At 73.0% G+C, this 26,049-nt stretch carries 24 protein-coding genes; 9 read left to right on the top strand and 15 right to left on the bottom strand.

Features of this window, described 5'->3' with window-relative positions; all coding sequences use genetic code 11:
* Positions 1-99 precede the first annotated feature (99 nt).
* Entirely contained in the window at positions 100-834 is a 735-nt protein-coding gene (locus tag ACZ52J_RS31295) for a class I SAM-dependent methyltransferase (RefSeq protein WP_360502081.1), read from the top strand.
* 57 nt (positions 835-891) lie between these two features.
* Here ACZ52J_RS31295 and ACZ52J_RS31300 read toward each other — a convergent pair whose 3' ends face one another.
* Positions 892-1,566 (bottom strand): response regulator transcription factor, encoded by a 675-nt coding sequence (locus ACZ52J_RS31300; RefSeq protein WP_360502084.1) that lies wholly within the window; start codon positions 1,564-1,566, stop codon positions 892-894.
* Positions 1,567-1,812: 246 nt separating this feature from the next.
* On the opposite strand from ACZ52J_RS31300, the gene ACZ52J_RS31305 reads away from it, so the two are divergent.
* From ACZ52J_RS31305 to ACZ52J_RS31320, 4 genes are all read left to right on the top strand, one after another.
* Positions 1,813-3,066, top strand: a complete 1,254-nt coding sequence (locus ACZ52J_RS31305) for an MFS transporter (protein WP_465623535.1) — start codon at positions 1,813-1,815, stop codon at positions 3,064-3,066.
* A 7-nt stretch (positions 3,067-3,073) separates the two neighbouring features.
* The gene (locus ACZ52J_RS31310; protein WP_465623536.1) at positions 3,074-3,751 is read left to right on the top strand and encodes an ArsR/SmtB family transcription factor; all 678 of its coding nucleotides are present in this window, start codon (positions 3,074-3,076) and stop codon (positions 3,749-3,751) included.
* Positions 3,752-3,812: 61 nt separating this feature from the next.
* On the top strand, positions 3,813-5,012 hold the full coding sequence (locus tag ACZ52J_RS31315) for an FAD-dependent monooxygenase (RefSeq protein ID WP_465623538.1): 1,200 nt from the start codon (positions 3,813-3,815) through the stop codon (positions 5,010-5,012).
* A gap of 40 nt (positions 5,013-5,052) precedes the next feature.
* Entirely contained in the window at positions 5,053-5,694 is a 642-nt protein-coding gene (locus ACZ52J_RS31320) for an O-methyltransferase (protein WP_465623539.1), read from the top strand.
* A 30-nt stretch (positions 5,695-5,724) separates the two neighbouring features.
* On the opposite strand, the gene ACZ52J_RS31325 is transcribed toward ACZ52J_RS31320, so the two are convergent.
* On the bottom strand, positions 5,725-6,087 hold the full coding sequence (locus tag ACZ52J_RS31325) for an MmcQ/YjbR family DNA-binding protein (RefSeq protein ID WP_465623540.1): 363 nt from the start codon (positions 6,085-6,087) through the stop codon (positions 5,725-5,727).
* A gap of 254 nt (positions 6,088-6,341) precedes the next feature.
* On the opposite strand from ACZ52J_RS31325, the gene ACZ52J_RS31330 reads away from it, so the two are divergent.
* Positions 6,342-7,040 (top strand): Tat pathway signal sequence domain protein, encoded by a 699-nt coding sequence (locus ACZ52J_RS31330; protein ID WP_465623542.1) that lies wholly within the window; start codon positions 6,342-6,344, stop codon positions 7,038-7,040.
* An 80-nt stretch (positions 7,041-7,120) separates the two neighbouring features.
* On the opposite strand, the gene ACZ52J_RS31335 is transcribed toward ACZ52J_RS31330, so the two are convergent.
* Genes ACZ52J_RS31335 through ACZ52J_RS31365 form a run of 7 tightly spaced genes read right to left on the bottom strand, consistent with a single transcriptional unit; the run spans position 7,121 to position 16,635 of the window.
* The gene (locus ACZ52J_RS31335; RefSeq protein WP_465623543.1) at positions 7,121-7,870 is read right to left on the bottom strand and encodes a methyltransferase domain-containing protein; all 750 of its coding nucleotides are present in this window, start codon (positions 7,868-7,870) and stop codon (positions 7,121-7,123) included.
* A gap of 3 nt (positions 7,871-7,873) precedes the next feature.
* Positions 7,874-8,704, bottom strand: coding sequence for an SDR family oxidoreductase (locus tag ACZ52J_RS31340; protein ID WP_465623545.1), 831 nt, complete (start codon positions 8,702-8,704; stop codon positions 7,874-7,876).
* On the bottom strand, positions 8,692-9,555 hold the full coding sequence (locus ACZ52J_RS31345) for a TauD/TfdA family dioxygenase (RefSeq protein WP_465623546.1): 864 nt from the start codon (positions 9,553-9,555) through the stop codon (positions 8,692-8,694). Before ACZ52J_RS31345 ends, ACZ52J_RS31340 begins: the two co-directional genes overlap by 13 nt.
* Before the next feature lie 13 nt (positions 9,556-9,568).
* Complete coding sequence (locus ACZ52J_RS31350; protein WP_465623565.1) at positions 9,569-10,861, bottom strand: aspartate aminotransferase family protein; 1,293 nt, start codon at positions 10,859-10,861, stop codon at positions 9,569-9,571.
* Between the two features lie 29 nt (positions 10,862-10,890).
* The gene (locus tag ACZ52J_RS31355; protein WP_465623548.1) at positions 10,891-15,258 is read right to left on the bottom strand and encodes an amino acid adenylation domain-containing protein; all 4,368 of its coding nucleotides are present in this window, start codon (positions 15,256-15,258) and stop codon (positions 10,891-10,893) included.
* Entirely contained in the window at positions 15,255-15,824 is a 570-nt protein-coding gene (locus tag ACZ52J_RS31360) for a DUF6309 family protein (protein WP_465623549.1), read from the bottom strand. The genes ACZ52J_RS31355 and ACZ52J_RS31360 overlap by 4 nt, the downstream gene beginning before the upstream one ends.
* 13 nt (positions 15,825-15,837) lie before the next feature.
* Positions 15,838-16,635 carry a phytanoyl-CoA dioxygenase family protein gene (locus tag ACZ52J_RS31365; protein ID WP_465623550.1) on the bottom strand — a complete coding sequence of 266 codons (798 nt, stop codon included), beginning with the start codon at positions 16,633-16,635 and terminating at the stop codon, positions 15,838-15,840.
* Between the two features lie 361 nt (positions 16,636-16,996).
* Here ACZ52J_RS31365 and ACZ52J_RS31370 point away from each other — a divergent pair, with 361 nt between their 5' ends.
* The 3 genes from ACZ52J_RS31370 (at position 16,997) to ACZ52J_RS31380 (ending at position 18,967) form a co-directional block, all read left to right on the top strand.
* Positions 16,997-17,680: a TetR/AcrR family transcriptional regulator gene (locus ACZ52J_RS31370; RefSeq protein WP_360502115.1), complete on the top strand. Its 684-nt coding sequence runs from the start codon at positions 16,997-16,999 to the stop codon at positions 17,678-17,680.
* 220 nt (positions 17,681-17,900) lie between these two features.
* Entirely contained in the window at positions 17,901-18,095 is a 195-nt protein-coding gene (locus ACZ52J_RS31375; RefSeq protein ID WP_360502118.1) for a DUF1918 domain-containing protein, read from the top strand.
* Between the two features lie 65 nt (positions 18,096-18,160).
* Positions 18,161-18,967, top strand: a complete 807-nt coding sequence (locus ACZ52J_RS31380) for a DedA family protein (protein ID WP_465623552.1) — start codon at positions 18,161-18,163, stop codon at positions 18,965-18,967.
* Here ACZ52J_RS31380 and ACZ52J_RS31385 read toward each other — a convergent pair.
* The 6 genes from ACZ52J_RS31385 to ACZ52J_RS31410 form a co-directional block, all read right to left on the bottom strand.
* Complete coding sequence (locus ACZ52J_RS31385; RefSeq protein WP_465623554.1) at positions 18,964-19,704, bottom strand: PIG-L deacetylase family protein; 741 nt, start codon at positions 19,702-19,704, stop codon at positions 18,964-18,966. The genes ACZ52J_RS31380 and ACZ52J_RS31385 overlap by 4 nt on opposite strands.
* Before the next feature lie 281 nt (positions 19,705-19,985).
* Positions 19,986-21,182, bottom strand: coding sequence for an MFS transporter (locus tag ACZ52J_RS31390; protein ID WP_465623555.1), 1,197 nt, complete (start codon positions 21,180-21,182; stop codon positions 19,986-19,988).
* A gap of 5 nt (positions 21,183-21,187) precedes the next feature.
* Positions 21,188-21,769 carry a GNAT family N-acetyltransferase gene (locus ACZ52J_RS31395; RefSeq protein ID WP_465623556.1) on the bottom strand — a complete coding sequence of 194 codons (582 nt, stop codon included), beginning with the start codon at positions 21,767-21,769 and terminating at the stop codon, positions 21,188-21,190.
* A complete protein-coding gene (locus tag ACZ52J_RS31400) occupies positions 21,766-22,908 on the bottom strand; it encodes a type III PLP-dependent enzyme (RefSeq protein WP_465623566.1) in 1,143 nt (380 codons plus the stop codon). Before ACZ52J_RS31400 ends, ACZ52J_RS31395 begins: the two co-directional genes overlap by 4 nt.
* A 171-nt stretch (positions 22,909-23,079) precedes the next feature.
* On the bottom strand, positions 23,080-24,393 hold the full coding sequence (locus tag ACZ52J_RS31405) for a DUF6271 family protein (protein WP_465623558.1): 1,314 nt from the start codon (positions 24,391-24,393) through the stop codon (positions 23,080-23,082).
* Complete coding sequence (locus ACZ52J_RS31410; RefSeq protein WP_465623559.1) at positions 24,375-25,517, bottom strand: phytanoyl-CoA dioxygenase family protein; 1,143 nt, start codon at positions 25,515-25,517, stop codon at positions 24,375-24,377. The genes ACZ52J_RS31405 and ACZ52J_RS31410 overlap by 19 nt, the downstream gene beginning before the upstream one ends.
* Positions 25,518-26,049: the final 532 nt, after the last annotated feature.

Genomic DNA, 26,049 nt, shown 5'->3' on the forward strand with positions numbered 1-26,049 from the left:
GGACCGGATCCGTACGGATCGGAATGGATCAGTACGGAACAGCACGGAACAGCACGGATCGATACGGACAAGCACCGGACGAACGAAGGGTGGACCGTCATGGAATCGGGCACGACTCACTGGAACAACGTCAAGATCGACTATGACAAGGTACTGAACACCGACGCCTCCAACGTGGCCCTGCTGTCCGCGGCCGTGGACCGCCTGCCGGCGGACACCGCCGACATCCTCGACATCGGCTCGGGCACCGGCCGGCTCACCTCGCTGTGCCGCACGGCACTGCCCCAGGCCAGGATCCTCGGGGTCGACCCCGCCCCGACCATGGTCAAGGAGGCGACGGCCAAGTTCGCCGCCGATCCGCTGACCTCGTTCCAGGCCGGGGTGGCCGAGGACCTGTCGGACATCCCCGACGAGAGCTTCGACGTGGCCATCAGCAGCTTCGCGCTGCATCACCTCGAACTCGACACCTACCCGAAGGCCGCGGCGGAAGTGCTGCGCGTGCTGCGCCCGGGCGGGGTGTTCATCAACGCCGACCAGTTCTGCCGGGTGATGGGGCCGGCCGGCAGCAAGGCGCGGGCCACCGACGTCCTGGAGCTGCTGACCGACAAGGCCAAGTACTACCTGCGGGAGGCCGGCTTCGAACGCATGCTGCTCCAACTCGACCTGCTGCCCCGGTTCCTACGGGAGGACGGGGAGATCCTCACCACGCCGGAGTTCTGGCGCGACCGCCTGCTCGACGCGGGCTTCGACCGGGCCGAGATCATCGCCACCCCGCCCGAGGAGCTCTACAACCGGGTGATCGTGGCACGGAAGGCGCCGCGCGCGAGGTCCTGACGGGCCGGGCGCGGTGGTGGGCGTGACCGGCGGGCACCCCACCACTCGCCGTCCGGGTCAGTGGCCGAGACCGGCCTGTCTGGCCCGGACCGCGGCTTCGGTGCGGTCGACCAGGTGCAACTTGGCGAATATCCGGGACAGGTAGTTGCGCACCGTCTTGACGGAGAGGCCGAGTTGATGGGCGATCACCGCCGTGCCCAGACCGTCCGCGACGAGTTCCAGCACTTCCAGCTCCCGGTCCGTCAGCTCCGGGAAGGGCTTGGCCACCCCCGCCGGCTGGGCCAGGTGGTCGGTCACCCACCCCGACGTACTGGAGTCGAAGACCAGGCCTCCGGACCGGACGATCCTGATGGCCAGCACGAGGTCCTGGGAGGGTGCGCCCCGGGAGAGGTAGCCGCGGACACCGGCACGCATGGCGGCGAGAAAGACCTCTCGGTCGTGGGCGATGCTCACGACCAGCACGGCCGTGTCGGGAAAGCGTTCCGTAATGGAGGTGATCAGGTCGACGGTGGCGGCGCTCGACGGGGCCGCGTGCAGTAACACCACGTCAGGGCATAAGCGGTGGATCGCCTTCACGGCATCGGGCCCGGTGTCGACGTCCCCGACCACTTCCAGTGCCTCGACACCGTCGAGCAGACTTCGCAGACTCGATCTGTATACCAAACGGTCGGCGGCGATCAACACGGCGACGGATTCTGCGCAGGCAGACTTCAGGGCCACTTGGTCGGACATGCCGCTCCTCCCCTGGTAGCAGCTCGCATACCAATGATCACGGTACCAAATCAGGGCGCACAGCACTGCCCATAGGTGCAAGGCAATCGAACAGGAAACAGGCGGCGCAGCCCGGGGAGCAATCAGCAGTCCGGGGAGCATTCAGGAGCGCACCAGTGCGGAACTACGAAACCACGCGCTCGAACATCACCCGAGGGGTATCATTCTCTTATTCTAAAGTCCTTTGGAACTTGGGAGTGGGTCGCCGTGGCATCCCGAACTCAACCGTCGACCATCGCCCCGCCGGCGTCGGAGGAATCCGCGTCGCGTCGGCCGACCTGGTGGTTACTGGCCGCGCTGGTCGTGGTCTCCCTCAATCTGCGGGCCCCGATCGCGGCGGTGTCGGCGCTCCTGACCCCCATCAAGTCCGGGCTGGGCCTGTCCGGACCGAGCCAGACCCTGCTGACCGTGCTGCCCACGGTCTGTCTCGCCCTGTTCGCCTTCACCGGCCCCGCGCTGGTCCGGCGGATGGGCGAGGAACGCCTGGTGGCGACCTCCGTGATCGTGCTGCTCGTCGGCGACCTCGTCCGCACGGTGCGGAGCGAGAGCGCACTCTTCCTCGGCACGCTGCTGGTCGTCGCCGCGATCGGGGCGATCAACGGCGCCATTCCCGGCATGATCAAACGGAAGTTCAGCAGCCGGATCGCACCGATGATGGCGCTCTACACGATCGCCCTCACGGTGGGCGCGGCCGGCGCCTCGGCGCTCGCCCCCCGGCTGAGCGGCAGTCAGGGCACGGACTGGCTGGCCTCCCTCGCCTGGATCACCGTCCCGGTCGCCGTGGTCGCCTGCGTGATCTGGCTGCCCGTCCTGCGGCAGCGCACCCTGGGCGTCGGGCGGGCCCGGATCCCCGCCGCGCTGTGGCGGGACGCACTGGCCTGGCAGGTCACCGCCTTCTTCGGATTCATGGGCCTGTCCTTCTACTTCGTCCTGGGCTGGCTGCCGACGATCTGCCACCAGCGGGGCATGACGCTCGACGAGGGCGGCCTCGTGCAGGCGGTCACCTCCCTGATCCAGGTGGCCGGCTCGCTCGGGGTTCCGCTGCTGATCCGGCGGCTTCCCGACCAGCGGATCGTCGCCGTCGTCGTCGGCGTGCTCAACGCGGGCGGGTTGATCGCGCTCATGCTGGCGCCGATCTCCTTCGGTGCCTGGATCGCCGCGCTGCTGCTCGGCCTGGCCCAGGGCTCCGGGTTCGCCCTGGCGCTGACCCTCATCGGGATGCGCGCCAAGGACGCCGATACGGCCGTCGGCCTCTCGGGTATGGTCCAGGGCGTCGGCTACCTCATCGCCATCCTGGGGCCGCTGGCCGGCGGGATGCTGGTCACCGCCTCCGGAGGCCTCCCGGCAGCGCTCGTCCTGATGCTGGTCGTCACGGCCGGCGAGATGATGGCGGGCCTGGGCGCCGGGCGCAACCGTCACGTCCTCGAACCGGCCGTGCCCCGGCCCGGCACCACACGATAGGTCCGTCATGTCCGAACTGAACACGCCGAAACTGAGCCTCCCGATCTACGCGGAGCTGTCCCGGGTCGGAAAGGTGCTCGCCAACCCGCTCCGGCTCCGCCTGCTCGACCTGCTCGACGGGCGTGAACTCACCGTCGAGCAGCTCTCCCAGGACTCCGGGATCCCGTTCAAGAACACCTCGGCCCAGTTGCAGCAGCTCCGTTCGGCCCACCTGGTCGACAGCCGGAAGGACGGCACCAGCGTGCGGTACCGCCTGGCCGACGACGACGTGGCCCGATTCCTCGGCGTGTTCCAGGAGTTCGCCGAGCGGCGCCTGGCCGACCTGCGCAGCGTCATCAACGACCAGCTCGGCGACCTGAGCGAGCTGGAACCGGTGACCGTCGACGAGCTGACCAGCCGGGTCGGCGGCGGGGCGCTGGTCATCGACGTCCGCCCGACCGACGACTACGCGATGGGGCACGTGCCCGGCGCCGTCTCCCTCCCCCACGACCAACTGCTGAGCAGGCTCGACGAACTCCCGGCCGACGCCGAGATCATCGCCTACTGCCACGGGCCCTTCTGCGTGACCTCGGCCGAAAGCGTCCGGCTTCTCCGGGCGCAGAACCGGCACGCACGTCACCTCGTGGGCGGCTTCACCCGCTGGCACCGCACCGGACACCCCGTGAACACCGACACCGGCCCGTGAGACCGGGCCGGCCCGGGAGACCGAGCCGGCCCGGCCCGGCCCCACTGAGGAGAGGGCAACCATGCGCATACGAGGAAGTCGGGTCGCCGTCGTGGGCGGCAGCATCGCCGGCTGCGCCACGGCCGTCGCCCTGGCGCGGGCAGGCTGCAAGGTCACCGTGTTCGAGCGCAGCCGGGGCGGTCTGCGCGACCGCGGCGCCGGGATCACCCTCCCGGCGTCGCTCTACGGCGAGTTGCTCGACGCGGGATACCTCGGTTCCGACATGCGGGTGCTGCGGCGTCCCGAGCTGATCTGGCTCACCCGCGCGGAGCGGTCGGCCGAGGGCCGCGTGGTCGGCCGTCAGCCGTACCCGGCGATCATGGCGAGCTGGGCGCTGGTCTGGCAGGGGCTGCGCGCCCGGGTGCCGGACCGCGACTACCACGAGGGCGCGACGGTCACCGACGTCCGGCAGGGGGACGACGGCGTCCGGCTCCTGGTCGACGGCCGCCCCGCCGGGACGTTCGCCGCCGTCGTCGGCGCCGACGGCCACCGTTCCACGGTGCGGCCGGCGGTCGCACCCGAGGCCGCCGTGCAGTACGGCGGGTACGGCCTCTGGCGCGGCGACCACCCCGCCGACCGGGGGGCGGCCGGCCCGCAGTCCCCGCTGCTCGACGACTTCGTCGCGGTCGGCTTCCGCGGCGGCCACGCCGTGTTCTACCGTATTCCCGACGCCGGTTCCGGCGGCTTCCGGCAGAACTGGGCGCTGTACGGCAGCGTGCCGCACGACCTCTACCCGGCCGAGGCCGCCCCGGTCCCCCGGGGGCAGGTCACCGAGACCGCCGCCGGCTACCTGGACGAGCTCATCACCCGCGAACTGCCGCCCGTGTGGGCCGACGTGGTGCGGCGCACCGAGCGGCACGAACTGTCCATCAACCCGATGTACGACACCACGGTCTCCCGCTACGCCAAGGGCGCCCTGCTGCTGGCCGGCGACGCCGGGGCGATCGCCCGCCCGCACACCGGTGCCGGCGCGGTGAAGGCGATCCAGGACGCCTGCGCCCTCGAACTCGCCTGCCGGGAACACGAGACGTGGCCGGAGGCGCTGGCCGCCTTCGACACCGCGCGGCGCGGCGCCGGCAACGCCCTCACCCGACTCGGCCGGCACCTCGGAAGGATGCGCGTCGAGGAGTCCCCGGACTGGTCCGCCCTCACTCCGGCGGACTTCGAGTCCTGGCTGCACGCGAACACGCACGGCTGGCAGAGCGCGTACGACCCGACCTGACCCGTAGGAACGACGTCCACCACCCACCCAGGAGGAAGAGATGTTCACCCTGCCGCCCATCACCCTGCCCGGCATCGACGACTACGCGGAGGCCCACTCGACCCCGGACCCGGCCCAGTTGGCCGGCGTCAACGGGAACGACCTGGGCATGGGCCACCTGATCAGCGGCCAGGTCGTCGGCGGGCTCCTGCGCATGGTCATCCACACGCTGCAGCCGAAGGTGGTCCTCGACATCGGCACCTTCACCGGTTACTCGGCGCTGGCCATGGCCGTCGCCCTGCCCGAGGGCGCCCGGGTGATCAGTTGTGAGATCGACCCGGAGCGGGCCGAGGTCGCCCGCAAGCACATCGCCGAAGCCGGCTACGCCGACGTCATCAGCGTGCGGGTCGGTCCCGCGCTCGACACGATCTCCGAGATCGAGGAGCCGCTGGACCTGGTCTTCATCGACGCGGACAAGCCGAGCTACCACGCCTACTACTCCGCGACGCTGCCCAGGCTCTCCCCCCGGGGGCTGATCGCGTGCGACAACACGATGTGGCGCGGGGAGATCATCGACGCGGACACCACCGACCCGGACGTCCTGGCGCTCCGGCAGTTCAACGACGCCGTCGCCGCCGATCCGCGGAGCGAGGTCGTGATGCTCACCGTACGGGACGGGGTCACGCTCATCCGGCGCGTCTGAGGCCCGCCGAGCGGCCACCGGTGGCGGACGTCACGCCTCCCCCAGCCCGGCCACCAGATTTCTGGGCGCGATGAGCCGGTACGCGTCGACGACGAGCTCGCGCACCTCCGTCCAGTCGACCGGCACGTCGAGGTAGACCCCGACCCAGTCGCGTCCACCGTAGGGCGGCGAGAAGAACCGGTCGGGTTCGGCGGCGACCATCGCCTCCTTGGCGCCGACCGGGGCCGGTACCCAGAAGCTCCGCCGACCGCGCGGGTGGTGCTCCGAGAGCTGGGCCAGCGTCCGCCGCCGGATCCGCCACGACGGCTCACCGTGGTGGTTGGCCACCTCGACCACCTCGGGCAGGCCCAGACACAGCGCGCGCAGCCGCTCCTCCACCTCGTCCTCGGTCATGCCGTGTCCGTCCCCTCTCCGCCGCGGCCCTCTAGACGACGCCCGCTTTGTCGTGCTCAGCCCTACCGGGATTCTCGCAGGCGACGACACAGTCCAAACCTCCGACCGTTGTTGACGAATAGTCAGCAAGTTCCGTCCATCGCCTTGACGGCACTCGGTCACGGTCCTAGAACGTAGTGAGCTCCCCGGTCCCCCCCGGCCCGGGAGCCGCGAAAGGTCGTCTTCTCGCCCCTCACCGAGGAAGAGGCTTTCCCATGCGCTTCAGCCGTCACCTTGCCGTCCCCGCCGCCGCCGTCGCGGCCCTCGCCGCCACCGCCGCGCTCGCCGTGGTCGCGGTGCCCGCGTCCGCGGCGCCCGAGCCCGTCGCCGCCGTCCCCGTCCTCACCGTCGGCGGCGCGGGCGGCACCGCCGTCGTACCGGGCGACACGCTCGCCGCGCCGCTCGCCGGGGGCGCCGCCACCTTCTACTCGACCGCGACCAGCACCACCGGTGTGACCTGCGCCGTCTCGCAGCTCGCCGCGAAGGTGCTGACCAACCCGGCGGCCCCGGGCTCGGCCACCGAGTCACTGACCGGGCTCACCTTCGGCTCGTGCACCAGCAACGTCACCGGCGTCACCTCGGTGCGCAGCCTGACCGTCGGCAACCTCCCGTACGGCCTGACCGTCTCCGACGGCCCGGGGCTCCCGGTCACTCTCGGTGGCGGGTCGGCCGGGGCGATCCAGGCCACCGCGGTGCTCAACAGCTGGTTCGGCACCATCACCTGCACCTACCAGCTCAGCGGCACGTTCGCCGGCAACGCCGACAACACCGCGCACAGCCTGGCCTTCCGCAACGAGCACTTCGCCAAGAGCGGCGGCTCCGGGCTCTGCCCCGCCGACGGGTACTTCTCCGCGGCGTACGGCCCGGTCGCCGACACCTCCCAGCCGGGCGGGCCGGCGGTCGACGTCAACTGACCGACCACCCCGCTCGGCCAGAGCTCCGCTTGACCAGGGCCCTCCCGGCCAGGGCCCCTCTCGGCCAGGGCCGCGCTTGATCAAGCCCCCGGCAGCGCCTCCTGGTGCCGCCACCGGACCCGGTCCCCGGCGGCGGCCCACCGCTCGGCCCGCACCGGGGGCCGGTGGTCCGCGCAGGCGAGCACCAGCATCTCGTTGTCCCCCGGCTGGAACTCGTACGCCACCCGCTCGACCCGGCTCGGGACCCCGAGCCCCGCCAGCTCCCGGCGCAACGGTTCCAGCCCCGGGTAGCGAACTCCCGTGTCGTACACCATCAGTGGGAACAGCCGGACCTCCCGGCGGGCCACCCGCGCGAGTTCCAGCAGCGCCGCCCGGTGGAAGTCCTCGTCGAGCCGGTTGCCGTACGAGAAGATCAGGTGCGAGCTGAGCACCAGGTCGAAGGAGTCGTCGGCGAAGGGGAGTTCGGGCAGCGAGCCGGCCACGTAGCGATCCGGGCGGGCTGCGATGTCGGCCCGGAAGTCCCGGGCGTTCGCGGTCCACTGTCGGACCATGTCGTCCGCGTCGGCGTACCAGGTCCGGGCGTAGCCCGCCGTCTCCTTCTCCAGCAGGTCGCGCTTGAAGGCGGTCTCCCGCTCCACCAGCAGGCCCAACTCCTCGCGGTGGTGGGCGTACTGGCGGTCCACGGCGACGGCGTCGATGCCCCGCCGCCCGGCCTCGGCGACGAAGCTCGCCGCGCCGCCCGGACAGTCCAGGATCCGTTGCTCCAGGTCGCGTTCGGTGAGCGCGAACATCGCCCGGTACTCCTCGAAGGAGCGTGCGCTGACCAGCACGGTTCACCCCCTCCCGACGAACGGCATGGTGGTCGGCAGGATCACCAGGGACTGGATGACGGTGTCCGGCGGCTGCGCGGCCATCAGCACCAGCGCCTCCGTGAAGCGCTCCACCGGGATGGTCGCCTCCACCGCCATCGTCCCGTCGGCCTGCATCGCGGCCGGCTGCGGTCCGCCGTCGACGGGGGTGACGTTGCCGACGTCGATCTGCCCGCAGGAGATGCCGTACGGGCGGCCGTCCAGGGCGAGCACCTTGGTGAGGCCGAGGACGGCGTGCTTGGCGGCCGTGTACGCGATGGAGTGGGGGCGCGGCACGTACGCCGAGGGCGCGCCGTTGTTGATGATCCGCCCGCCCTGCGGGGTCTGGGCGCTCATCACCCGGAAGGCCTCGCGGGCGCAGAGGAAGCCGCCGGTGACGATGGTGTCGAGCACCCGGTTCCAGTCCTCGAACGGGGTCTCGGTGATCGGCCGGCGCGGGGCGGCGGCGCCCGCGTTGTTGAACAGCAGGTCCAGCCGGCCGTAACGGTCGTGGACGGTGTCGAAGAGCCGGGCGACCTCCTCCGGGCTGCGGATGTCGGTCGGGACGGGCAGCACCCGGGCGGCGGCCGGGCCGGCGAGCGCGGCGGTCTCCTCCAGCGCGTCCTTGCGCCGTCCGGCGACGGCAACGGTCCAGCCGGCCTCCAGCAGGGCCAGTGCCGAGGCCCGGCCGAGGCCGCTGCCCCCGCCGGTGACGATCGCCACCCGTCCGTGCGGTGCGGTCGCGGCGTCGTTCGGTGCGGCCACGGCGTCCTGCGGTGCGTCCGCGGCGTCGTTCGGTGCGGTCAACGCGCCCATTCCTCCCCCTCGTTCACCCAGATCCGCAGCATCCGCCGGGCGTACCCGCCGGGTTCGTCGATGAACGGCGAACGCCCGTGCAGCACCCGGCTGTTGCGGATGATCAGCAGGTCACCGGCGGCCATCGGCAGCCCGAAGGCGATCTCCGGCCGGTACAGCACCTCGTCCAGCACGCCCAGCGCCTCCCACTGACGGTCCGTCAGTTCCGGCCCGCCGCGGTCCGGGGAGGAGCGGACGGTGCGGGTCTGGTAGTAGCAGCCGACCGTCCCCTCCTTCTGGTGGTAGAGGATCGGGGTGACCACCACCTGCGGGCCCGCCCGGCCGGTCCGGTCGAAGGTCCAGTCCTCACAGAGGGTGGCCAGGGCGTCCGGGCGCTCCCGCTCGATCAGGTCGCGGACGTGCCGCGCGCTCGCCAGCTTGGTCAAACCGCCGCCGTCGAAGGCGGGCCGAAGGCACAGCAGGACCAGCAGGTCGCAGGTGTCGCAATGGAAGCCGAGCTCGGTGTTGCCGTCGCCGTCCTGGTCGCGCAGCACCGAGGTGAGGTCGCCGCGCCCGTTCTGCGGGACGATCCGGCCGTAGTCCCGCAGCAGGAAGGAGAGCGCCTCGGTGATCTCCTTCTCCGGGTGCGCCGGGTCCACCAGGCGGCTGACGTGGGTGATGCCGACGGAGGCGACGGCGTCCCGGACGAAGTCCCGCAGCCGGGCGCGCACCGGCTCGGCCGCGCCCCACCGTTCGGCCCGCGCGTCGGCCCACAGCAGCCACCGTTCCTCCTCCTCCAGCGGGAGCGACCAGAGCTCCCGCCGGGCCTCCAACTCCAGGCTGCTCCAGCCGATTTCCGTCATCGCGTCCATTCGCATCTCCTTCCTACCGGCTTCCGGCCGCGACGGCCTTCGTCCAGAGTTCCAGCGCCTCGTCGATCTGCCCGGCCGTGACCACCAGCGCGGGGATCATCCGGACCACGTTGAGGTGGATCCCGCAGAGCAACAGCAGCAGGCCGTGCTCACCGGCCGCCTGCTGGGCACGCCGGGCGGCCTCCGGGTCCGGGGAGCCGTCGCGGCGGCAGAACTCACTGGCGGCCATCAGCCCGAGCCCGCGGACGTCGGCGATCCCGGGCGCCTCGGCGGCGACCGCCCGCAGCCCGGCCAGCAGCCGCGCGCCCTGCTCGGCGGCGTTGTCGACCAGCCGCTCCTCGCGCAGCACGTCCAGGGTGGCCAGGGCGGCCGCGCAGGCCACCGGGTTCCCGCCGTACGTGCCGCCCTGCGAGCCGGGCCAGGCGCGGCCCATCAGCTCGGCGGGCGCGGCGATCGCGGACAGCGGGAAGCCGCTGGCCAGGCCCTTGGCGGTGATCAGGACGTCCGGGCACACCCCGCCCTCGTGCGGGTGGGCGTCCTCGTGCCGGTGGGTGTCCTCGTGCTGGTGGGCCCAGAACCGGCCGGTGCGGCCGAAGCCGGTCTGCACCTCGTCCACGACCAGCAGGATGCCGTGCCGGTCGGCACGTTCGCGCAGCCCGGCCAGGAAGCCGGGCGGGGCGGGAACGTAGCCACCCTCGCCGAGCACCGGCTCGACGAACATCGCCGCCGTCTCGGCGGGCGCGGAGACGGTGGCGAGCACCTCGTCCAGTCCGCGCAGCGCGTGTTGCACCGCCTCGGCCTCCGACATCCCGAGCCGGAACGCGGCCGGGAAGGGCGCCACCGCGACCCCGGACATCAGCGGGCCGATGCCCGCCCGGAACCGGGTGCCGGCCGTGGTGAGGGAGGCCGCGCCCATCGTGCGGCCGTGGAAGGAGCCCTCGAAGACGATCACGTTCTGCCGCCCGGTGGCGTGCCGGGCGAGCCGCAGCGCCGCCTCCACCGCCTCGGTGCCGGCCGTGGCGTAGAACAGCGAGTCCAGGCCGGGCGGCAGCACCTCGCCGAGCCGCTCGGTGAGGGTGAGCAGCTGGTCGTGCAGCACGGTGGTGTACTGGCCGTGGATCAGCCGGCCGGCCTGCTCGCGGACGGCCTCGACCACCCGCGGGTGGCAGTGGCCGGTACTGGTCACCCCCACACCGGAGGTGAAGTCGAGGTAGCGGCGGCCCTCGGCGTCGTAGAGGTGGAGACCCTCGCCGCGCACGGCGACGACCGGGGTGGCCTGCTTGAGCGCCGGGGAGAGCCGGGGCACCGAACCTGCTGTCACGCTGGATGCTGCCTTCACGGGTGAGTCCTGCCTTCGGGGGAGAGTTCGGGGGCACGGTCGGTGGAGGGGCGGGGAGCGGGGCCGGCCGAAGGGTCGGGGACGGGTCGGGACGGGTCGGCGGGCGGCAGGAAGCCGGCCTCGGCGGCCCAGGCGAGCGCGGCCGACCACCACTGCGCGGTCGGGGCGGTGAAGCGGACCCCGAGCCGGTCGAGCACGGCGGTGGTGTACGCGCTGTCCACCCGGACGTTGCGTTCCTCCTGCTGTGCCCAGGCGGCGGCCAGCCGGGCGGCCGTCGGGTGCCGCCGCTCGGCCCCGGCGATCGCGGCCGCGAAGGTCTCGTCGTCGGTGAGCCGCACCCGGTGGCCGAGCCCGGCGAGCCAGCCCACCAGTTCGTCGTGCGGGACCTCGTACGGCGACTCGACGTGGTACGCGCCGGGCGCGGCGTACGGGTCGAGGGCGATCGCGGCGATCCCGGCGGCCACCGTGTCCACGTGCGAGAACGCGAACGCGGTGTCCGGCCGGCTGGGCGCGGCCCCGGCCAGCAGGTAGCCGCGGATCAGCTGGTAGATCCGGTTGTCGCCGATGTTGGCCTGGAACGCGCCGGTCCGGCTGTGCGCCGCGATGTGGCCGCTGCGGTGCAGGTAGGCGGCGTGCCCGGTGGCGGCCCAGGCCCGGACGGCCTGCTCGGCACGGTACTTGGTCCGCTCGTACGGGGTGCGGAAGTGCTGGCCGATCGCCAGGTCCGCCTCGCTGAAGCGGCGCGGCGGGCCGTCCACGCCGCCCGAGACGGCGAGCGTGGAGACGTGGTGGACGCGGGCGGCCGGGGCGTGCTCCCCGACCCAGCCGAGCAGGCGGCGCACCGCCGTGTGGTTGGTGCGCTCCAGCTCGTCGGGCGAGGCCACCAGTCGGACGTCCGCCGCCGCGTGCACGACGATCCGCGCGCCCCGGGCCTGCTCCAGCCCGGCCGGGGAAAGGCCGAGGCCGTCCCGGTCGACGTCCGCGGCGACGGCGTGGGCCGCGTGGGCCGCGTGGGCCCCCAGCCGTTTCAGGGCCTCGGCGTCGTCGGAGGCCCGCACCAGGCAGGTGACGTCGGCGCCGCGCCGGAGGAAGGCGTCCAGCAGGTGCCGCCCGAGATAGCCGGTGGCGCCGGTGAGCAGCACCCGGGCGGGTTCGCGCACCGCCGCCCGGGCGGGTTGGCGCACCACCGCCCCGGCGGTCGGCGGGACGCCCGGGTGCAACAGCTGGCCGGAGGTGGAGAGCGGGGCGCGGGCGGGGCGCACCGTCGTGCCAGGAACCCCCGCCTCGGCACCTCCCGCCTCGGCGGCCACGGCCCCGGCGAACGCGCCGGTGATCCGCTCGGCGGCGCGGTGCGACAGCGCGGGCCACCCGTACACCAGGTCGGCGACCAGTCGCTGCTCCACGATCCGCGCGGTGAGCCGCAGTTCGTACAGCGGATCGCCCCCGGCGCAGCGGGCCACCCCGGCCTGCTCCTCGGCGACCGTCCAGTCCAGCGCGGGCTCCTCGGGCAGCCGGAAGGTGCCGAGGAAGTTGAACCCGGCGGCGGGCCGCTCCCCGGGGGCGTCCATCGGCCGGACGGGCGTCTCGCGCAGGCTCCGCGCCACCGTCTCCGGATCGGCCCCGGCCGGCAGGTCGACGTGCTTGACGGCGGTGAACCAGCCGACGGTGTCCAGGAATTCGCCCGGATCGCCCGCGGTGTCCCGGCCGTGGGTCTCGACCTCCACCGCGAACCGGGGACTGCCGCTCCAGGCGGTGACGGCCCCGGCGAAGGCGGCGAGCAGCGCCGCCTCCAGCCCGGCCCCGCCGCCGTGCCGCGCGACCAGCCGGGTGGTGGCGTCCGCGTCGAGCGTCCAACTGAGCGCGGCCGGTTCGTCGGTCGGCTCCGCGACGGACGCCGTGGCGGACGCTGTGGTGGACGCCGTGGCGGACGCTGTGACGGACTCCGCGGCGGTGTCCGGAGCGGGCGCCGCCGGGGCGGCCGCCGCCCACGCGTAGAAGTCCGCCGTCGGCGGCAGGTCGGCCGGCTTCTGGTCGAGCACCGCCCGGTACGCGTGCGCCAGGTCGTCCAGCAGGATCCGCCAGGACAGCCCGTCGACCACCAGGTGGTGCGCGACCAGCGCGAGACGGTCGTCCGTCCCGGGCGGGCCCGAGAACAGGTGGACGCGCAGCAGTCGGCCGGCCAACGGGTCGAGGCTGCGGTGGAGTTCGGTGCAGACCCCGGCGATCGTGTCGGCCGTCGGCTCGGCGATCGGGTCGGCGACCGGCCCGTCCGCGCGTGGGATCCGGGAGAAGGAGACGGGATCGAGGTCGGGCACCGGCCGGGGCTCGCCGCACCCGTCCGGGGAGATCGGCCGGCGCAGCGCCGGGTGGCGTTCCAGGACGGCCGCGACCGCCCCCGAGAGCGCCGCCGGGTCCACCGCCGCACGGCAGCGCAGCAGGACGGACTGGTTCCAGTGCCGCACGTCCCGCACGGAGCGCTGGCGGTACAACCAGCGCTGTGCCGGGGCGAGTCGACCGGCGTCGTCCCCGGTGCGCGGTGCCGGAACGGAGGGTGCGGCCGGGACGGCGGCGGCCGCCAGGCCCTCCGCCGTCGGGTGCCGGTAGAAGTCCTCGTAGGCGACCCGCAGGCCCGAGCGCCGCAGGAAGGCGATGGTGCGCATGGCGAGGATGGAGTCCCCGCCGAGGCCCAGCACGTCGGCCCGCGGCCCGACGGCCGGCAGTCCGAGCGCGCCCGCCCAGAACCGGGCGATCTCCCCGGCCAGGCCGGATCCGGTGGCGCCCGACAACTCCGCTCGGGTCTCGACCAGTTCGGCGACCAGCTCGCCCAGCCTCGGCCGGTCGAGCTTGCCGTTCGGCCCGACGGGGAATTCCGGCAGTACCAGGATCGGCTGCGGCACGGAGTAGCCGGGCAGCCGGTCCCGTAGGTACGCTCCGAGGCCCTCCACGTCCTGCGAACCGCCCGACAGCCGTACCGCGCCCAGCAGTTGACTGCCGACGGCGGTCTCCCGCAGCAGCGCCGCCGAGCGGACGACGCCCGGGTACCCGTCCATGGCGCGCTCGACCTCGGCGAGGTCCACCCGGTAGCCGCGCACCTTCACCTGACGGTCCACCCGGCCCAGGAAGACCAGGTTCCCGTCCGCCCGCCGGCGGCACAGGTCGCCTGTCCGGTACATCGGTCGGCCGTCCCGGTGGACGAAGCCGCGGGCCGTCTCGGCCGGCCGCCCGAAGTACCCGGCGGCGACACCGCGGCCGCCGATGAGCAGCTCCCCCACCGCGCCGTCCGGCACCGCCCGCCCGGCGCCGTCCACCACGGTGAGCAGCACCTCGCCGATCGCGGTGCCGATCGGTACGGTCGGCTCCTCGGCGGGGAGTTGGCGGGTGTCGGTGGCCAGTAGGCAGGTGGCGCCGACGGTGGTCTCGGTCGGGCCGTAGTGGTTGGCCAGCCGTGCGGTGGTGCCGCCGTCGAGCAGGGCGGCGGCAAGCGGGCGGGGCAGCGGCTCGCCGCCGAGCAGCACGGTGTGCAGCGGCGGGGAGTCGACCGGGCGGCCCTCCAGCAGGGCGGTCAGGTGCGAGGGGGTGGTCTTCAGCACGGTCACCCCCGCGCGTGCCAGCGATGCCCAGAAGGCCTCCGGGTCGCGCACCTCGCGGTCCGGGACGACGTGCACCGAGCCGCCGGTGGCGAGGGCGAGCAGCCAGGCGGTGTGGCCGAGGTCGGCGGCCAGCGTGGTGACGTGCGCGGTGCGCGGCGCGTCGGCCTCGGTGTAGGCGAGCCGCCCGGCCAGCTCCTGCGCGTAGTGCACGGCGTTGGCGTGGGTGACGGCGACGGCCTTGGGCTCGCCGCTCGACCCGGAGGTGAAGGAGAGGTACGCGAGGTCCTCGCCCAGCACCTCGTGCTGCGGCACGGGCATCTCGCCCGGCGCCTCGCTCTTCCCGCCCGGCACCTCGGGCCTCACGCCCGGCGCCTCGACGTCCACCACCTCTCCGCCGAGCCCGCCCTCCGTCCCGAGCACCCGGGCGACCCGGACGGCCGCCAGCCGCCGGGCGAGGTCGGCCGGCGACCAGTCCGGGTCGGCCAGCACCGCCGCCGCGCCCGAACGCAGCACCCCGTGCAGGAGGACCAGCATCCGGGCGTCCCGGGGTCCGACCAGGGCGACCCGGTCGCCCCGTCCGGTGCCGCCGCCGGCCAGCCTGGCGGCGACCCGGCCCGCCGCGGCGTCCAGTGTGCGGTAGTCGAAGGTGCGGACGCCGTCGCTCAGCGCGGGCCGGTCCGGGTGGGTCCGGGCGAGGTGGGCGAGCAGCGAGGGTAACGAGCGGGCGGACCGGGCGGACGGCGTGGACCGCAGGTGCTGCGTCGCGGGGGTCACGCCGACTCGTCCCCCGTCAGGCGCGCGCGGGCCGGGCCGGCCGGCACCCCGGGGTCGCCCACCAGGTACCCGTCCAGGACCGGCCGGTCGGGTAGTCTCCCGGCCAACTCCCAAGCCAGCATGCGGTGCAGGCCGTCGAGGTGGATCAGCCCGGCCCGGACCGACAGGTCCCCGTAGTCGGAGTGGTCGACCGGGGCGGTGCTGAGGAAGACCGGCGTGAACGGGGTCCGGCGCAGCAGCCGCAGCTTCGCCGCGCAGACCGGGTTGGCGGCCGCCCAGGCGGCCCCGCCGGAGCGGACGCGCTCGGCCGCCTCGCCCACCGTCAGCCCGGAGCGCGGTACCAGTTCGAGCGCCCCGCCCTCGCTGAGGTGCCAGGGCAGGACGACGCCCAGGACGTCCGTCCGCGCGAGCCGGACCCGCCACCAGCCGCCGGAAATGCGGTCGGCGCGTTCGAGGTTCTCCTCGCCGTACGTGTTGCTGTTCGCCTCGTGGGCCCGCTCCACCGGATGGTCCCGCAGGTAGGCGTCGTGGACCTCGGGGTAGGCGACGGCGGTGACGATCTCCACGGCAGTGCTCTCCTCAGACGGTTCCGGTGTACTCGGTGAAGTGCCGTTCCGCGAACAGCTCGGGCCACTGGCCGTCGGCCAGGTCGAGTTCGCGGGCGCGGGCGAGCATCTGCCGCCAGTACGGCTTCACCGGGCGCCAGCGCGCGCCCACCTGGCAGTAGGAGGCGTCGATGAAGTACCGCACCCGGCCCGGCCCGTCGGGCGCCGGCCGGCGGGTGTGGAACAGCGCCGAGTTGAGCAGCACGGTCGAGCCGGGCGGCAGCCGGTCGATGACCACCTCGCCGGGCAGTTCCGCGGTGCCGTGGTGGGCGAACGCGGACTTGCCGACGGTGCTGTGGTGCGAGCCCGGCAGCACGGCCAGACTGCCGACCTTCTCGTCCAGTCCGCCGAGGTAGTGCAGCGCGTGGACCATCAGCAGCGACGGGTCGGAGCGGTCGTTGGGCTCGCAGTCGTGGTGCCAGGGCTTTCCCGGGATTCCGGGGGACTGGCGGTCGCTGTGCAGGTGGTGGAAGACGAACGACGGCCCGAGCAGGCGGGTCAGCGTCCGCATCAGTGGTGGGTGGGTGAGGAGTTGGCCGTGGGCCGGCAGCTCCAGTTCCAGCAGCGGGGGCGGCCCGTTCCGGACGGGATCGGCGCAGGAGGCGATCGACCGGGCCCGCAGGCCCTCGTCCACCCACCGGTCCACCTCGGGGACGAGCCGTTCGCGCAGTGACTCCGCCAGCAGGCCGGGCAGCACCAGGTACCCGGACTCCAGGAACTGCCGGTGGTACTCGATGTCGAGGGCCTCACGCCCTCCGTAGGACAGTGTCACCGAACCGAACCCCCTCCTTCCGTTCTGCGGGACGAACAACGGGACGTGGCACGAGCAAGGAGGCGCACGGGATCATCCAGACTTCTGGTGGCGACGGAACGTCCGTCACGGTCGCCACGGCCGCCACGACTGAATCGCGATCACCACGAAGAGACACGCGGCGATCACGCAAGGTAGTCCGCCCCAGGAGTATGAACCGGTCTTCGCGTCCACGACAAGACCATTGCCGGCTCATGGACACCTTCCCGCCACCGTGCCGTTCAGCTCCGGCCACCAGTCGATTCCCTTCCCACAAGGAACTCCGGGCCGCTCCCGTCCCGGTGATTCGCCGCCGGAACAGCGGATGCGGCAGAGTGAGCCCATGAGGAGTGCGGAGACCCGGAGTTCCGAGACCGTCGACCGGACCAGCCCGTCGGTCCGTCGACGCCCGGTCCAACAGCGCAGCCAGGAGCGGTACGGCCGCGTCCTGGACGCCTGTGCCGGGCTGCTGGACGAGGTCGGGGCGACCGCGCTCACCACCAAGGAGGTCGCCCACCGCGCCCAGGTGCCGATCGGCACCCTGTACCAGTTCTTCGCCGGCAAGGAGGACCTGCTGGCCGCTCTCGCCGGCCGCAACCTCGACCGGTACCTCCAGCGCCTCGACGCCCGGCTGGCCGCCGCCGCCCCGGTCGACCCGGCCGCCTTCACCGACCTCGCGGTGGAGGAGTTCGTGGCGATGAAACGCTCGGTGCCCGGCTTCGGCCAGGTCGACTTCGGCCTGGCCGGCCCGGTCGTCCCCGCCGGGGTCCGGGACGACCGGCACCTGCTGGACGCGGGCGTGGACAACAACACCGCCGTCGCGCTGCGCCTGCAGGCGCTCGGCGGCGAGGTGTTCCGGGCGAGCGACCCGGCGGCCACCACGCTGACCCTGCGGGTCGCCCTGGAGGCGGCCGACGCGGTGCTCAAGCTGGCCTTCCGCGCCGACCCGAACGGCGATCCGACGCTGATCGCCGAGTGCAAGCGGTTGGTCCGCGGCTACCTCGCGCAACGGCTGCCCGCCCGCTGACGTCCGACCCGCGAAATCCCGCGCCCTTCCCCTCCAGATCCCACACCCATCCGCGCGCGAATCCCCACGCGAATCCCGCGCCCATCGCCCGGGAATCCCCGCCCATCCCCCGCGTCCCGTCCGCCCGAGGCGTTGCGAGCCCGCCGCCCCCGCAGCACAGTGGATAGCGGAACGGCCGCGGAGGCGGCCGCCACAACCCCGAGGACCCAGGGAGCAGACCATGCACGCAGCGGTAGGTGACCAGCTCCACATCCACAGCAGGTCGGTGGGCATGGTGGACCAGAAGGGCGAGATCATCGAGGTGCGCGGCGCCGACGGCCAGCCGCCGTACATGGTCCGCTTCGAGGACGGCCACGAGGGTCTGATCTACCCCGGCCCCGACTGCAACATCGAACAGCGCCAGGCGGGACGCTGACCGACGCCCCCACCACCCCACGGCGCGCGGCCTGTCCGCAGACCCGCGCGAGGTGGTGAGGAGCGGTGTCCGCCCCCACGACCCCGCTGCCCGGGGCGCTCGCCGGGCTCGCGCCACTGCTGGACCACTACGGGTACCTCGCGGTGGCGCTGCTCGTGCTGCTCGACAACTGCGGCATCCCGGTGCCCGGGCAGACCATCCTGGTCCTCGCCTCGGTGTACGCCGGCACCGGGCGCCTCAGCCTCGCCGCCGTCCTGCTGATCGCGGCCTGCGCCGCCATCCTCGGCAACAGCCTCGGCTACCTGATCGGCCGCACCGGCGGACACGCCTTCGTCCACCGCTGGGGCCGGTACGTCCTGCTCACCCCGGCCCGGATGGAACGCGCCGACGGCTTCTTCGAACGGCACGGCGGCAAGGTCGTCGCGGTCGCCCGCTTCGTGGACGTGCTGCGCCAGACCAACGGCATCATCGCCGGGACCACCGGGATGCCCTGGCGCCGGTTCCTGCCGTTCAACGTGCTCGGCGCCGTGCTGTGGACGGGCGTCTGGGGCACCTTCGGCTATGTCGCCGGAGCCAACATCGGCACCGTGTACCGGACCGCGATCCGCTACCAGCTCTGGTTCGCGATCGGCCTCGGAGCGCTGGTCGCCGCCTTCCTGCTCCGCCAGGTGCTGCGGTACCGGCGCCGGCGCCGCGAGGGCGCCGACACCGGGCCCGAGTCCGGCTCCGACACCGGGCCCGGCAGCGACTCCGACACCGGCTCCGGGTCCGGGTCCGGGTCCGGGTCCGGCACCGACGCCGACACCGGCTCCGACACCGGCTCCGGGTCCGGCTCCGGCTCCGGGTCCGACATCGACAAGCCATCGGACTAGCGCAGCGGGAACACCTCGAACGGCACCGCGAAGCGCGTCCCCAGCCGGCTGCCCACCTCCCGGCCGAAGCCCTCCAGGAACTCCCGGGCATTCCCCATCGCCCCACCGAGCCCGGCCAGGTACGCCTTGTGCTCCTCCAACGAGGCAACGCCCAGGTCGAAGTGGTCACTGGTGTCCACCGCGTGCCCCGACTCCGGCGAGGCCGCCGCCCAGATCTGCCGCACGCCGTTCCACGGCTCGTGCCCCTCCGCCACCAGCTCGCGGAACACCCAGCGGTTCCCGGCGTCCCGGACGCCGTCCAGGGTGGCCCGGCCGACCGCGACGTGGTCGGCCTGGTTGAGGAACACCCCGCCGTACGTCTCCCGGAAGTTGCTGGTGATCACGATGTCCGGGCGGTGGCGGCGCACCACGCGGGCGATGTCCCGGCGCAGCGGCAGCCCGTACTCCACCACGCCGTCCGGGTAGCCGAGGAACTCGACGGTGTCCACGCCGACCACCCGCGCCGAGGCGACCTGCTCGGCCTCCCGCAACGGCCCGCACTCGGCCGGGTCCAGCGAGTCGATGCCCGCTTCGCCGCTGGTCACCATCACGTAGACGACCTTCTTGCCCTGGGAGGTCCACCGGGCGACGGCTGCGGCACCGCCGTACTCCATGTCGTCGGGGTGGGCGACGATCGCCAGCGCGGTCTGCCAGTCCTCGTCCACGTGCTCGAAGGGCGCGGGGGCCTGCTCGGTCATGCTCTTCCCTCTCGGTGCGGCTCACGGTCGTACGGACGTACGGACGTACCGCAGGCGACTCTAGAAGACCCGTGTCCCTCATGCCCCGTCAGACACTCCTCCACTGAACGGCCTTGCCCCTGACGCAAGGGTCAGGGGTCAGCGTCCGGGCATCCCGCGGCGGCGCCGCCCACCTCGCCGCCCTGGACGCCGAGATCGCCCGCCTCACCGAGCTGCGGAACAGGCTCGCCCGGCACGTCGCCTCGGGGGTGCGGACCTGCCGGTCGGATCCTGATGGATCGTCAACTCGCTTCGGGGGCGAGGCGGGTGTCGGCGGCTGGGGCTTCCCGGCCGGGCCAGGTGATGCGGGTGGCGCAGAGGGAGACGACGGCGGCGGAGGCGGCGACGGCGGCCATGCCCCAGAGGAGGCTGGTGGCACCGGCGATGAAGCCGATCACGGCGGGGCCGGCCAGGAGGCCGGTGGTGCCCATCGCGGCGACCAGGGAGAGTGCGTCGGCGCCCTGGCGGGCGGCGGCGACGTAGACGCAGGGGGTGACGGCCGCGACGCCGAGGCCGACGCAGGCGAAGCCGAGCAGGGTCGGTACCGTGCCGCCGGCCAGCAGGGCGAGGGCGAGGCCGAGGCCGGCCAGCAGGCTGCCGGTGCGGACGATGCGGCCGTCGCCGAAGCGGGTGCGCCAGCCGTCGGCGAAGATCCGGGCGCACACCATCATGACCGAGACGACGGCGATGCCCATCGGGGCGAGTCCGGCGCCCGCGTTCACGACGTCCTTGAGGTAGAGCGCCGACCAGTCGTTCATGGCACCTTCGGTGACGGTGCCGAACACCATCGCGAGGCCCATCCAGAGTGTCGCGACGGTCGGCAGGGTGAAGCCGCGGCGTTCCTCGGTGGCCGTTTCCGGGCTTTGCCGCGGCTCGTCGGGCAGCAGCCCCGGCCGGGCGGCGGCGACGAGTGCCGCGAGGAGGACGGCGGCCAGCCCGAAGTGCACGGCCAGGGCGCCGGTGAAGGCGTTGACGCCGGAGGCCAGCAGGGCGGCGAGGAGTGAGCCGGCGCTGAAGGTGGCGTGCAGCCGGGACATCGTGGTCCGTTCGAAGCGGGCTTCCAGCGCGGCGCCCTGGGCGTTCATCGCGACGTTCAGGCAGCCGACGGCGACGCCGTCGCAGAACAGCACCAGCAGCGTGACGGGGTAGTTCGGCACCACCGACAGGGCGAGCAGGATCAGGCCGAGGGCGAGCGCGGACAGCACCGACAGCGGGCGCGAGCCGAGCCGCCGCATCAGCACCGCCACCAGCGGGAAGGACACCGCCGCGCCGATCCCGCAGGTCATCAGCAGCAGGCCGATCTGGGCCTCGCCGAGGTCGAGCCTGGCCTTGAGCGCGGGCACCCGGGAGACCCAGGTCGCGTACTGGAAGCCGAGGACGAAGAACAGTGCGCCGGTGGACAGTTGGGAGCGGCGGAAGTCGTCGCGAACGGGAGACATGCGGATCAGCCCACTTCGGCTCTGGGTCGGGGCCCGGGGATCGGGTCGGTGGGGTTCGGCAGCGGCCGGGCCGGGACGGGGTCCAGCGGCATCGCCATGTAGACCGCCCGGGTGCCGTAGCTCGCGGGCAGCTCGATCTCGGGCCGGGCGCGGTAGCCCAGGGGGGTCCACAGCACGTGGGAGCCGCGGACGGCGACCAGGGAGAGGGTCCGGTAGCCGGCCGCCCGGGCGGTCTGCTCGAGGTGGCGCAGCATCCGGTGGGACCGGCCCGCGCCGCGCAGTTCCTCGGCGATGACCAGGTCGTGGGCGTGCAGGTTGGTGGACTCTCCCCCCTCCCCGTCCCCGTGCTCGTGCTCGCTGCGGCTGAGGTCGGGGCAGCGGAACAGCGGGTACGGCAGGGCCAGCAGGTAGCCGCCGAGGCGACTCGTGTGCTCGAGGACGAAGCAGGTGTCCGGCGAGGCGCGGTGCCGGGACCGCAGCGCCTCGCGGCCCTCGGACAGGCCGCTGGCCGCGTAGGCGCGCTCCTCCAGCGCGACCACCTCGTCCCAGTCGTCCTCCCGGAGCAGCCTGATACGGGACTCACTCATGCGTCGTCTCCCTCGTTTCCCTCGCTGCTCCCGCCGATGCAGGTGTGCGGCAGCGGTTCGAAGCCGTTGAACCCGCGGGTCGCGTAGGCGGTGGCGTACGCGCCGCAGGAGTGGATCCAGACCGGGTCGCCGGAGCCGGCCGCGCGGGGGACCCGCACCAGGCCGTCCTCCTGGGCGTACGCGTCGTCGCTGTCGCAGGTCGGGCCGGCCACCACGGCGTGGACGAACTGGCCGCCGGGGTGGGTGGGGAACTCCAGCCGGTACTGCAGCTGGTCCATCTCGTAGAGGCCGTTGAACTTGCCGCAGCTGAGGTAGAGCCAGTCCTCGCGGGTGCCGTCGAGGCGGTGGCGGGAGGTGAGACGGGCGACGTGCGCGCGGATCGCGCCGTGGTCGGCGACCAGGTGGCGCCCGGGTTCCAGCAGGAACTCGAGCGGTCCGGTGTTGACGGCGCGCAGCCGGTCCATGCCGTCGCGGATCACCGCGAACATCTTGTCCAGCGGCGGGTCGAGGGGTCGGCCGCGCCGGTCGAGGACGCCGAGGGCGGGCAGTCCGCCGCCGAGGTTGATCCGATCGGGGGTGATGCCGCGCCAGTTGAGTGCTTCCAGTACGGCGGCCAGCGAGTCGACGGCGGCGCCCCAGGCTTCGGCGGTCATCTGCTGCGAGCCGACGTGCACCGACAGGCCGGACGGCACGAGTCCGGCGGTGCGGGCTTCGCCGAGCACCCGCAGGGCGTCCTCGGGCGAGCAGCCGAACTTGTGGCTCAGGCCCCACAGCGCGCCTTCGCCGGTGGTCGCGATCCGGCAGAACACCCGTGCTCCGGGGGCGTGTTCGGCGATCGCGGCGACGTCTTCCACGCTGTCGGTGGCGAAGTCGCGTACGCCCAGCCGGTAGGCCTCGGCGATGTTGCGGTCGGATTTGACGGTGTTGCCGTAGTGGATGAGCTCGGGGGCGACGCCGGTGCGCAGCGCCTGGTCGATCTCCTGGGGGCTGGCCGCGTCGAAGCCGGAGCCGAGGGCGGCGAGGTGGTCCAGCACCTCGTCCACGGGGCAGGCCTTCATGGCGAACCGTACGGCGACGCCCGGCAGTTCGTCGAGCAGGGTGGCGTACTGGCGGCCGATGCCGTCGAGGTCGTAGATGATCCGGTCGTCGGTGGCGGCGGCGAGGGCGGCGCGGAGCGCGGTGTGGTCGGGCCGGTCGGGGCCGGGTGCGCCGGTGTGGACCGCGGTCTCGGTCGGGGCGCGGTGGCTGGGCGTGGGGTTCGGTGCCTGGTGTGCGGTCTGGCGTGTCACGGAGAGCTCCCGGTCTTCCGGCTAGTGCGGCAGCCGGTCGGCGGGGGTGGTCTTGCTCGCCCGCACCAGCGGGCCCCACGCGTCGATCAGCAGGGCGTAGTCCTCGATGTCCGACTGCGCCTGGTCGAGCAGGCGCGCCCGCCGGGGCGCCAGGTGGTCGGCGAACTCGGCGTACTTGCCGCCCAGCCGCCGGTAGCAGCGGTCGAGTTCGGCGAGTCTGCGGTGGTTCTCCGCGCGGTCGGTCGCTGCGCTGCGGCGGGCGGCTTCGGCGATCGGCTCGGGGCGCACGTGGTGGTGCTCGTCCAGCAGGGCGTCGCCGGCGGCCTCCATCTCGGTGTAGACCGGGTAGAGGTAGAGCATGGAGAGCAGGAACTTGGCGTAGCGCAGTTGGTAGGCGGTGAAGCCGGGGCCGGTGCGCCGTTCCGGTGTGTAGTAGTTGACGATGTGCCGGTTGTGGGTGACGCCGGGCAGGGTGGCGTCGTACACGAGGTGGTGCAGGAAGTAGTCGCTGCCGATGGTGTCGGTGGCGGGCGGCAGCGGCACGCGTTCGTACACGTGGTGGTCGAGGCCGATGTTGCACATGTCGATGTGCCAGATGTCGGGTCGGTCGAGTACGGCGCGGTCGGTGGTGAACGGTTCGCTGCCGCCACCCCTGAAGGATTCGGCGACGAGTTCGCGTGTGTCGTGTTCGGCGGCGCCGGTGGGTGCCCAGAGGGCGACCACGTCGTGGTAGACCTCGGGGTCGGTGTCGAGGATCTCGCCGAGGTCGACGGAGAGTTCGCCGACGAAGGAGGCACCGACCAGGGCGACGGGCTTGTCCGCGTGCGCCGGGTCGAGGGTGTTCTCGGTGACGGCGGCGGCCGCGTCGGCGGCCTTCAGCCCGAGGGTGGCCAGCTCGTGCTCGATGGGGAACACCGGTTCGCCGTCGAGCCATTGGTAGCGGCTGTCGGAGTCGCGGCGGTGCACCGAGGCGCAGCCGAGCGCGGCGGCGAGCAGGAACGCCCGGTTGGTGCAGGCGCCGTAGGAGACGGCGTCGGGCAGCATCAGGTCGAGCAGTTTGTCGGGGCCCGCGGCGCCGGAGCGGTCGATGACCTCGCGCAGGAAGGCGCGTTGGGCGTCCTCGTCCAGGTGGTGGACGAGGAGGTTCTCGGCGGCGGGCAGGGCGGCGGCCGCGGCGGCGTGCCGGGCGCGCGCGGCGGGGTCGGCGGAGTCCAGCACCAGCAGGTGCACCCGGACGCCGAACCGCCGTACGGCGTAGGCGGCTTCGGCGCCGACGGCGGTGATGGTGTCGGCGCACTCGCGGTTGGTGGGCAGGGTCAGGCAGATGTCGCGCATTCCCGCTCCCCCGTGGTGTCCTGCAGATCAGCTTGCCGAGGGTCGGCTTGCTGCCCTTCGGCTTGCCGAGGGTCGGCTTGCTGCCGGTCGAAGTCCTTGCCGCTCCAGGACCGCAGGCCGAGCAACTTCTCCCCCAGCTCGGTGAGTTCGGCGCGACCGTAGCGCAGCGACTCGGGCCGGGTGGCGTCGCCGACCAGGGTGCGGTTCCAGTCCGGGGTGGCGAGCGTGCGCCAGGATTCCACCCGGGAGCGGCGCAGCTGCTCGGCCTCCTCCAGCGCGGGCATCATCGACAGGTACTGCACCGAGCGCACGCCGCGCTCGGAGGTGTTGGGCGCGACGCCGTGGGCGAGCAGGCCGTTCCAGATCAGCAGGTCGCCGGCCTTCAACTCGGGCCGCACGACGGGGAATTCCTCCCGGTCGACGGTCGGGCGGATCGGGTCGCGGTCGGCCGGCTGGGCGGCCTGCCAGGTGTTGAAGCGGCGGAACAGCTCCGGGTCGCACTGGAAGCCGCCGTGGTCGGGGGCGGTGTCGTTGAGCGCGATGATGCCCTGGACGCGTTGCGGCAGGATGCCCTGGGTGGTGTCGACGTCCCAGTGCAGTTCGATGTCGAAGCCGCGGTCGGTGGGTTCGATGAGCGCGCGGTCGCGGTTGCGGATGTTCGGCGGGTTGAGGTTGAGCCGGTCGAGGGTGACCCAGAGCTCCTCGCAGTCCCACACGTCCACGAAGGCGTCGTAGACGCGCTGCGACTGGCGGCTGTCCCAGATGAGTTGGTGGTGGTAGGCCTCGACGAAGCCGTAGATGTGCAGGTGCTGGTCGAGTTCGTCGCGGTAGTCGCGCTCGCGGTACCAGTCCTCGGGGCGGTCGGGCGACAGGCCCTGGAAGTCCCAGGTGAAGTCGAGCAGGCACCGCGCGGCCTCGGCGGGGATGGCCTGCTTGACGACGGTGTAGCCGTAGGTCTGCCAGTGCGCGTAGTCCTCCTCGGAGAGGACGCGCAGCGGGTGCTTCTTGCGGATCTCGCGCAGCGCGGTGCGGGCCAGGTAGCTCTCGGTGTCCGCGCTGAAGTAGGGGCGCTGCGAGGCGGCGCGGTAGAGATACTCGTCGGCCTGTCCGTCTGGGCTCGGCATGGGCAGTCACTCCATGGTTCGTAGTCGGCGCAGCGCTTGATTCGGCGGGCGGCGCGGGCACGGCGGGCTGCTCGACCGGTTCCCGGCCGGGTCGGGAATTCCTCCCGCGGACCATCTGCGGTCCGCACACGCTCCTTCTCGGCTCGACCCCCGACCGCGCCTCGGCACCACGCCAGGGGTTCAACTCGCCTGCTCGGCAAGGTCTCTCACCTCGCCTCAGGCTTTGCCGAACCACGCCCTCCACACATTGGACTAGACCAACTAATGGTGTCAACCCTTTCCCGTGGGTTACCGATTGGGAAAGTCGGCGCAGCTCACGCCGCCTCTCGCGGTTCGCTTTATGTTTCGGGGACGGACATAAGACGGGGTATGTTTCGAAAATTGACATAAGCGCGAGCGGTGAACCCCACCCGCCCCAGGACCCGTTGTCCCCGCGTGTTAGCCTCGATATTTCGTGACGGTCCGTCGGTCTATCCGGCGGGCCGTTTCGGCTTGTTCGGGCGATGTGGGGCAGGCTGGTGGCCCGGCTGTC

The sequence above is a fragment of the Kitasatospora sp. NPDC034035 genome, assembly GCF_055575755.1.

Coding starts and splice junctions, on each gene's coding strand:
- ACZ52J_RS31295 (WP_360502081.1), top strand. CDS start 100: ATGGAATCGGGCACGACTCACTGGAACAACGTCAAGATCGACTATGAC.
- ACZ52J_RS31405 (WP_465623558.1), bottom strand. CDS start 24,393: ATGCGCGACATCTGCCTGACCCTGCCCACCAACCGCGAGTGCGCCGAC.
- ACZ52J_RS31340 (WP_465623545.1), bottom strand. CDS start 8,704: ATGGGCGCGTTGACCGCACCGAACGACGCCGCGGACGCACCGCAGGAC.
- ACZ52J_RS31320 (WP_465623539.1), top strand. CDS start 5,053: ATGTTCACCCTGCCGCCCATCACCCTGCCCGGCATCGACGACTACGCG.
- ACZ52J_RS31330 (WP_465623542.1), top strand. CDS start 6,342: ATGCGCTTCAGCCGTCACCTTGCCGTCCCCGCCGCCGCCGTCGCGGCC.
- ACZ52J_RS31300 (WP_360502084.1), bottom strand. CDS start 1,566: ATGTCCGACCAAGTGGCCCTGAAGTCTGCCTGCGCAGAATCCGTCGCC.
- ACZ52J_RS31345 (WP_465623546.1), bottom strand. CDS start 9,555: ATGGACGCGATGACGGAAATCGGCTGGAGCAGCCTGGAGTTGGAGGCC.
- ACZ52J_RS31395 (WP_465623556.1), bottom strand. CDS start 21,769: ATGAGTGAGTCCCGTATCAGGCTGCTCCGGGAGGACGACTGGGACGAG.
- ACZ52J_RS31310 (WP_465623536.1), top strand. CDS start 3,074: ATGTCCGAACTGAACACGCCGAAACTGAGCCTCCCGATCTACGCGGAG.
- ACZ52J_RS31375 (WP_360502118.1), top strand. CDS start 17,901: ATGCACGCAGCGGTAGGTGACCAGCTCCACATCCACAGCAGGTCGGTG.
- ACZ52J_RS31390 (WP_465623555.1), bottom strand. CDS start 21,182: ATGTCTCCCGTTCGCGACGACTTCCGCCGCTCCCAACTGTCCACCGGC.
- ACZ52J_RS31315 (WP_465623538.1), top strand. CDS start 3,813: ATGCGCATACGAGGAAGTCGGGTCGCCGTCGTGGGCGGCAGCATCGCC.
- ACZ52J_RS31370 (WP_360502115.1), top strand. CDS start 16,997: ATGAGGAGTGCGGAGACCCGGAGTTCCGAGACCGTCGACCGGACCAGC.
- ACZ52J_RS31325 (WP_465623540.1), bottom strand. CDS start 6,087: ATGACCGAGGACGAGGTGGAGGAGCGGCTGCGCGCGCTGTGTCTGGGC.
- ACZ52J_RS31385 (WP_465623554.1), bottom strand. CDS start 19,704: ATGACCGAGCAGGCCCCCGCGCCCTTCGAGCACGTGGACGAGGACTGG.
- ACZ52J_RS31410 (WP_465623559.1), bottom strand. CDS start 25,517: ATGCCGAGCCCAGACGGACAGGCCGACGAGTATCTCTACCGCGCCGCC.